The organism is Streptomyces sp. NPDC048257, assembly GCF_043201855.1.
In the GTDB taxonomy this organism is placed as follows: Bacteria; Actinomycetota; Actinomycetes; order Streptomycetales; family Streptomycetaceae; genus Streptomyces.
In genome coordinates this window covers 125,855-132,601 of the sequence record NZ_JBICZI010000020.1, presented here as the reverse complement: position 1 = coordinate 132,601, position 6,747 = coordinate 125,855, and the positions used below count along the sequence as shown (strand labels likewise).

5 protein-coding genes are annotated in these 6,747 nt (G+C 73.2%); 1 reads left to right on the top strand and 4 read right to left on the bottom strand.

What is annotated here, in order from left to right; genetic code table 11:
• Positions 1-200: 200 nt before the first annotated feature.
• Entirely contained in the window at positions 201-1,250 is a 1,050-nt protein-coding gene (locus tag ACGFZK_RS29130; RefSeq protein ID WP_393851825.1) for a WxL protein peptidoglycan domain-containing protein, read from the top strand.
• Positions 1,251-1,359: 109 nt separating this feature from the next.
• Here ACGFZK_RS29130 and ACGFZK_RS29125 read toward each other — a convergent pair whose 3' ends face one another.
• The 4 genes from ACGFZK_RS29125 to iolC are packed head-to-tail and all read right to left on the bottom strand — an operon-like array spanning position 1,360 to position 6,726.
• Positions 1,360-2,859 (bottom strand): CoA-acylating methylmalonate-semialdehyde dehydrogenase, encoded by a 1,500-nt coding sequence (locus ACGFZK_RS29125; protein ID WP_393851824.1) that lies wholly within the window; start codon positions 2,857-2,859, stop codon positions 1,360-1,362.
• 12 nt (positions 2,860-2,871) lie between these two features.
• The gene (iolD, locus tag ACGFZK_RS29120) at positions 2,872-4,746 is read right to left on the bottom strand and encodes a 3D-(3,5/4)-trihydroxycyclohexane-1,2-dione acylhydrolase (decyclizing) (protein ID WP_393851823.1); all 1,875 of its coding nucleotides are present in this window, start codon (positions 4,744-4,746) and stop codon (positions 2,872-2,874) included.
• Positions 4,743-5,738, bottom strand: coding sequence for a 5-deoxy-glucuronate isomerase (iolB, locus tag ACGFZK_RS29115; RefSeq protein ID WP_393851832.1), 996 nt, complete (start codon positions 5,736-5,738; stop codon positions 4,743-4,745). The genes iolD and iolB overlap by 4 nt, the downstream gene beginning before the upstream one ends.
• Before the next feature lie 7 nt (positions 5,739-5,745).
• Positions 5,746-6,726 carry a 5-dehydro-2-deoxygluconokinase gene (gene iolC / locus ACGFZK_RS29110; protein WP_393851822.1) on the bottom strand — a complete coding sequence of 327 codons (981 nt, stop codon included), beginning with the start codon at positions 6,724-6,726 and terminating at the stop codon, positions 5,746-5,748.
• Positions 6,727-6,747: the final 21 nt, after the last annotated feature.

The following is a 6,747-nucleotide window of genomic DNA, read 5'->3' as shown; positions in this document are numbered from 1 at the left end:
AGCGGGTCCGGGGTTCGAGTCCCTGGCGGCGCACCTGTCCTTCGGGCGGTTTCCGGTCACCGGGAACCGCCCGAAGTGTTTTCCGGGCCTGTCCGGGCCCCCCCCCCCCCCCCCCCCCCCCCCCCCCCCCCCGGGGGGGGGGCCCCCCCCCCCCCCCCCCACCACCCCTTTCCCCTTTCCGCGCCGACTGGAGACCGCCCATGCGCATCCGCAGCCGCACCCGTAGCCGCACCCGCACCCTCCTGTACGGACTGCTCCTCGGCCTCCTGCTCGGCACGGGCGTGCTGCCGGCCACCACGGCGACGGCCGCGGACAACGGCACGTGGGGGGTGTTCCCGACGCCCGCGGCCGGTGCGGCGATGACCGACCGCGCCTACTTCTTCCACCAGGGCGCGGCCGGGAGCACGCTCAGCGACAGCGTGACGATCCTGAACTCCTCCGACAAGGAGCTGACGTTCCAGGTCTTCGCCACCGATGCCGTGAACACCCCGGCGGGCGGCGCCTTCGCGCTGCTGCCGGTGGAGACGAAGCCGAAGGACGTCGGCGCGTGGATCGCGCTGGCGCCGGAGGCCTCGCGCACCGTCACCGTGCCGGCCAAGGGCCGCAAGGACATCCCCTTCAGCGTGAAGGTCCCGGCGGACGCGACACCCGGTGACCACGTCGGCGGGATCGTCGCCCTGGGCACCGCCGTGGAGGGCGTGCAGCAGGAGGGCAGGGTTCAGGTCGGGGTGAAGCGCTCGGTGGGCGCCCGGCTGTACTTCCGGGTACCGGGGCCCATCACAGCCGGGCTGAGCGTGGAGGACGTACGGGTCAGCCGCTCGGCGCCGCTGCTGCCCTGGGTGAAGAACGCCCGCGCCACGGTCTCGTACGCGCTGGTCAACCGGGGCAATGTGGTGATCGAGCCCAAGGTGGCGGTCTTTGCCGAGGGGTTGTTCGGGCGCGAGGTGCTGAACCGGCCCGCCCGCGAGCTGAAGCTGTCGCTGCTGCCGGGCCAGCGGATCGAGCTGACCGAGCCGTGGCCGGACGCCCCCCAGTCGGACTGGGTGACCGTCAAGGTCACGGCGGGAGCGGCCGCCCACCCGGATCTGGTCTCGGAGTCCGGGACCGGCTTCGTCGCCGTGCCCTGGCCGGCCGTGGGCCTGCTCCTGGTGCTGGCGGGCGCGGGCGTCACCTTCTGGGTGCTGCGCCGCCGACGCCATACGGACGGTGAACCGGCCGAGGCCGTACCGGACTTGGCCGGGATGCGCTGACCTGCACGTCGGCGGAACGGAACTCGCCCCCCGCGGTGAGGGTTGCGGGGGGCGAGTCGGTCCTACGGCTGGCTGGTCCTACGGGTGCTCCTACGGCGCCTGCGCGCGGTCAGTGGTTGCGGGGGAAGCCCAGGTCCACGCCGAGGTGACCCTCGGCCGGGTCGGGCCAGCGGGTCGTGACGACCTTGCCGCGGGTGTAGAAGTGGATGCCGTCGTTGCCGTAGATGTGGTGGTCGCCGAAGAGCGAGTCCTTCCAGCCACCGAAGGAGTGGTAGCCCACCGGCACCGGGATCGGGACGTTGACGCCGACCATGCCGGCCTCGATCTCCAGCTGGAAGCGGCGGGCGGCGCCGCCGTCGCGGGTGAAGATCGCGGTGCCGTTGCCGAACGGCGAGGCGTTGATGAGGGCCACGCCCTCCTCGTACGTCTCGGCGCGCAGCACGCACAGCACCGGGCCGAAGATCTCGTCGCGGTAGGCGTCGGAGTCGGTCTTCACGCGGTCCAGCAGGGACAGGCCGATCCAGTGGCCGTTCTCGTTGCCGTCGACCGTGAAGCCGGTGCCGTCGAGGACGACCTCGGCGCCCTGGTCGGCCGCGCCCTTCACGTACGAGGCGACCTTGTCGCGGTGGGCTGCGGTGATCAGCGGGCCCATCTCGGAGGTCGGGTCGTTGCCGGGGCCGATCTTGATCTTCTCGGCGCGCTCGCGGATCTTCTCGACGAGCTCGTCGCCGATCGCGCCGACGGCCACCACGGCGGAGATCGCCATGCAGCGCTCACCGGCCGAGCCGTAGGCGGCGGAGACGGCCGCGTCGGCGGCGGCGTCCAGGTCGGCGTCCGGCAGCACCAGCATGTGGTTCTTGGCGCCGCCCAGGGCCTGGACGCGCTTGCCGTTGGCCGAGGCGGTGGTGTGGATGTGGCGGGCGATCGGGGTCGAGCCGACGAAGGAGACGGCCGCGATGCCGGGGTGGGCGAGCAGCGCGTCGACGGCCACCTTGTCGCCGTGGACCACGTTCAGCACGCCGGCCGGCAGACCGGCCTCGGTCGCCAGCTCGGCCAGCTTGTTGGCGGCCGACGGGTCCTTCTCGCTCGGCTTGAGGATGAAGGTGTTTCCGCAGGCCACGGCCAGCGGGAACATCCACATCGGGACCATCGCCGGGAAGTTGAAGGGGGTGATGCCGGCGACGACGCCGAGCGGCTGGCGGATCGAGGAGACGTCCACCCGGTTGGAGACCGACGTGGACAGCTCGCCCTTGAGCTGCGTGGTGATGCCGCAGGCCAGCTCGACGATCTCGAGACCGCGGGCGACCTCTCCGAGCGCGTCCGAGTGGACCTTGCCGTGCTCGGCGGTGATCAGGGCTGCGATGGCGTCGCGGTTGGCGTCCAGCAGGGCGCGGTAGGCGAACAGCACCTTGGTGCGGGCGGCCAGCGAGGACTGGCCCCAGGTCAGGAAGGCCTCCCGGGCGACCTGTACCGCCGCGTCGACCTCGTCGGCCGAGGCGAGCGCGACCTGCGTGGTGACTTCGCCGGTGGCCGGGTCGGTGACCGGGCCGTAGTTGCCCGACGCGCCCTCGACGGTCTTGCCACCGATCCAGTGGTTGACGGTCTTCATTGCCTTGCTCCTTCACAGATGGCGACGTCGCTGCGCGGCTTGCCGGTCGTACTCTTCACGGGCCGTGGCAGCGGCCTTGCGGGTCGCGGTCTCGGCCACAGGAACATCCCACCACGCCTGTGCCGGGGGTGGGCCCGACACAGTGTCGGGCGTTCGGGTCTGTACGTAGACACATGTGGGACGGGTCGCCGAGCGGGCCTCGGCGAGGGCTTCGCGCAGGTCACGCGTGGTGCGGGCGCGGATCACGGCCATCCCGAGGGAGGCGGCGTTGGCCGCGAGGTCCACCGGAAGGGCGTCCCCCGTATACCCGTGGTCCGGCGCCCGGAAGCGGTACGCGGTGCCGAAGCCCTCGCCGCCCACCGCCCCCGACAGGCCGCCGATGGAGGCGTAGCCCTGGTTGTCGAGGATCACCACCTTGATCGGGATCCCCTCCTGGACGGCCGTGACGATCTCGGTCGGATTCATCAGGTACGTGCCGTCGCCGACCAGCGCCCACACCGGGCGGCCGGGTGCGGCCAGCGCCACCCCGATGGCCGCCGGGATCTCGTAGCCCATGCAGGAGTACCCGTACTCCACGTGGTACTGGTCCGGTGACCGGGTCCGCCACAGCTTGTGCAGGTCGCCGGGGAGGGACCCGGCCGCGTTGATCAGGATGTCGGTGTCGTCGACCAGGGCGTCGAGCAGCCCGAGCACCTGGGCCTGGGTCGGCGGAGCGTCCTCCTCCGCCTCGGGGACGGCGTAGGCCCGGTCGACGCGGCTCTCCCAGCGCGCCCGCTCCGCCGCGAACCGCGCGCCGTACGCCGGGTCCGCCCGGTGGCCCGCGACCGCGCCCCGCAGCTCGTCGAGGCCCTCGCGGGCGTCGGCGACCAGGGGCAGGGCGGCGAGTTTGTGGGCGTCGTACGGGTCGAGGTTGAGGCCGATGAACCGGACGGCCGGGTTCTGGAAGAGGGTCGCGGAGGCGGTGGTGAAGTCGGTCAGCCGGGTCCCGGCGGCGATGACGAGGTCGGCCTCCCGGGCGAGACCGGCGGCAGTGGAGGTCCCGGTGTGGCCGATCCCGCCCACGTCGGCGGGGTGCCCGTACGGCAGGACGCCCTTGCCCGCCTGGGTCACGGCGACCGGAATCCCCGTGGCCTCCGCGAAGGCGGCCAGGGCCGCGCGGGCCTCGCTGTGCCGGATCCCGCCGCCGGCGACGATCAGCGGGCGCGCGGAGCCCCGTACGGCCTCGGCGGCGCGGGCCAGCTCGTGCCGGTCGGGCCGGGGCCGGCGGACGCCCCACACGCGCTCGGCGAAGAACTCCTCGGGCCAGTCGTACGCCTGCGCCTGCACGTCCTGGGGCAGGGCGAGCGTGACGGCCCCGGTCTGCACGGGGTCGGTGAGCACCCGCACGGCCTGGAGGGCGGCCGGGATCAGGGCCTCGGGGCGGGTGATCCGGTCGAAGTGGCGGGAGACGGGGCGCAGGGCGTCGTTGACGGAGACGTCCCCGGCGTACGGGACCTCCAGCTGCTGGAGCACCGGGTCGGCGGGCCGGGTGGCGAAGGTGTCCCCGGGCAGCAGGAGCACCGGGATCCGGTTGATGGTGGCGAGGGCGGCGCCGGTGACGAGGTTGGTGGCGCCGGGCCCGATGGAGGTGGTGACGGCGTGCGCGGAGAGCCGGCCGCTCTGGCGGGCGTACCCGACGGCGGCGTGCACCATGGCCTGCTCGTTGCGGCCCTGGAGGAAGGGCATGGCCTGCGGCCCGGTCTCCAGGAGGGCCTGGCCGATGCCCGCGACGTTGCCGTGCCCGAAGATCCCCCAGGTGGCGGCGATCAGGCGGTGCCGGTGGCCGTCGCGCTCGGTGTACTGGTGGGAGAGGAAGCGGACGAGCGCCTGTGCGACGGTGAGCCTCACCGGTGGTCCTCCGCTCGGTGGTGGGACGGGAAGGGGAGCCGGGGGTCGATGTCCTGGCCGTCCCAGCTGCCGCGGATCCAGCCGTGGTCGGGGTGGTCCCGGATCAGCCACTCCCGGGTCGCGCCCGGGCCGGCCATCACGTTCAGGTAGTACATGTCGTGCCCGGGGGCGGCGATGGACGGCCCGTGCCAGCCGTCGGGGATCAGCACCGCGTCCCCGGTGCGGACCTCGGTGAGGATGTCGGTCTTCCCGGCCGGGGAGGGGGTGACGCGCTGGTAGCCGAGGCCGGGGGTGTCCCCGTGCGGGGCGATCTCGAAGTAGTAGATCTCCTCGAGGCGGGACTCCTCGCCGGGGTGGTGTTCGTCGTGCTTGTGGGGCGGGTACGAGGACCAGTTCCCGCCGGGGGTGAGGACCTCGACGGCGATGAGGCGGTCGGCGGGGAAGGCGCCGGCGGCGGCGAAGTTGTTGACCTGTCGGGAGCAGTGGGCGGCGCCGCGGAGCTCGACGGGGACGGCTTCGGCAGGGCCGTACCTGGCGGGCAGACGTGTCGCACACTGCGCACCGGCCAGCGCGAACCGGCCCCCGGCGGCGGACCGGATCTCCGCGTCCGCGTCCCGCGGCAGGTAGACGAAGTCGGTGACACCGCTGAACACCCCCTCTCGCCCCATCAGTTCGAACACCTGCTGCTCCGCTGCGGGGGCGCCGCCCCCGAACCCCCGCGCCTCAAACGCCGGCGAGGCTGGATTTGGCCTGCCCTGTCCGTCGTCCGGACCGGACGCGGCGGAGGGATGTGCCCGAGCTCCCGCAGCATCTGGGCCAGAACCCCCGTTCTCCAGCCCCGCCGGCGGTTGAGGCGCGGGTCCGGGCAGAGCCCGGCAGCGGACCTCGCACCCGCCCGACAACGGGAGCACGATCCACTCCGACTCCCCGCACTCGTGCGCGTACACCTCCCCCGGGGCGAGGTCGAGGACCGTCAGCCTCGTCCATTCCATCCGCCACTCAGACACCACCGGCACGCCCCACCAACTCCTCCACCTCGTGCGCGAACGGCATCGCCGTCGCGCACGCCAGCCGTGAGGCGACGATCGCCCCGGCTGCGTTCGCGTACCGCATCACCGTCTCCAGTTCCCACCCGGCCAGCAGCCCATGGCACAGCGCCCCGCCGAACGCGTCCCCCGCGCCCAGCCCGTTGACCACCTCCACCGGCACCGGCGCGACCTCCGCGACCGTCCCGTCGCGGTGGACCGCCAGCACGCCGTCGGGGCCGCGCTTGACGACGGCCAGTTCCACGCCCGCCGCGAGCAGCGCCCGCGCCGCCGCGTGCGGTTCCGACTCGCCCGTGGCGATCGCGCACTCCTCCACGTTGCCCACGGCCACCGTCGCCGACCGCAGCGCCCGTTCGTAGTACGGCCCGGGTTTCTCCCGCCACAACGTCGGCCGCCAGTCCAGGTCGAAGACGGTCGTCCCGGTCCGCGCGCGGGCCTCCAGCGCCGCCAGCGTCGCGGCCCGTGAGGGCTCCTCGCTCAGGCCCGTACCCGTCATCCAGAACACGCGGGCGGCTCGTACGGCCGCGAGGTCCACCTCCTCCACCGCGATCTCCAGGTCCGGGGCCTTCGGCAGCCGGTAGAAGTACAGCGGGAAGTGGTCCGGCGGGAAGATCTCGCAGAAGGTGACGGGGGTCGGCAGCCCGGCGACCTCGGCCACCCACCGGTCGTCCACCCCGAACCCCCGCAGTTCGGAGCGCAGATACCCGCCGAAGGGGTCCGCACCGGTCCGGGTGATCACCGCCACCCGCCGTCCCAGCCGGGCCGCCGCGACGGCCACGTTGGTCGGGGAACCGCCGAGGAACTTGCCGAAGGTCTCCGCCTCGGCCAGTGGAATGCCGGTCGTCAACGGGTAGAGATCCACCCCGATCCGGCCCATCGTGATCAGGTCGAACGCGAACGGATCGCCGGTGCCGGTCACAGTCAGTCCTCCCATTGGTCCTCCACCCTAAGGTGG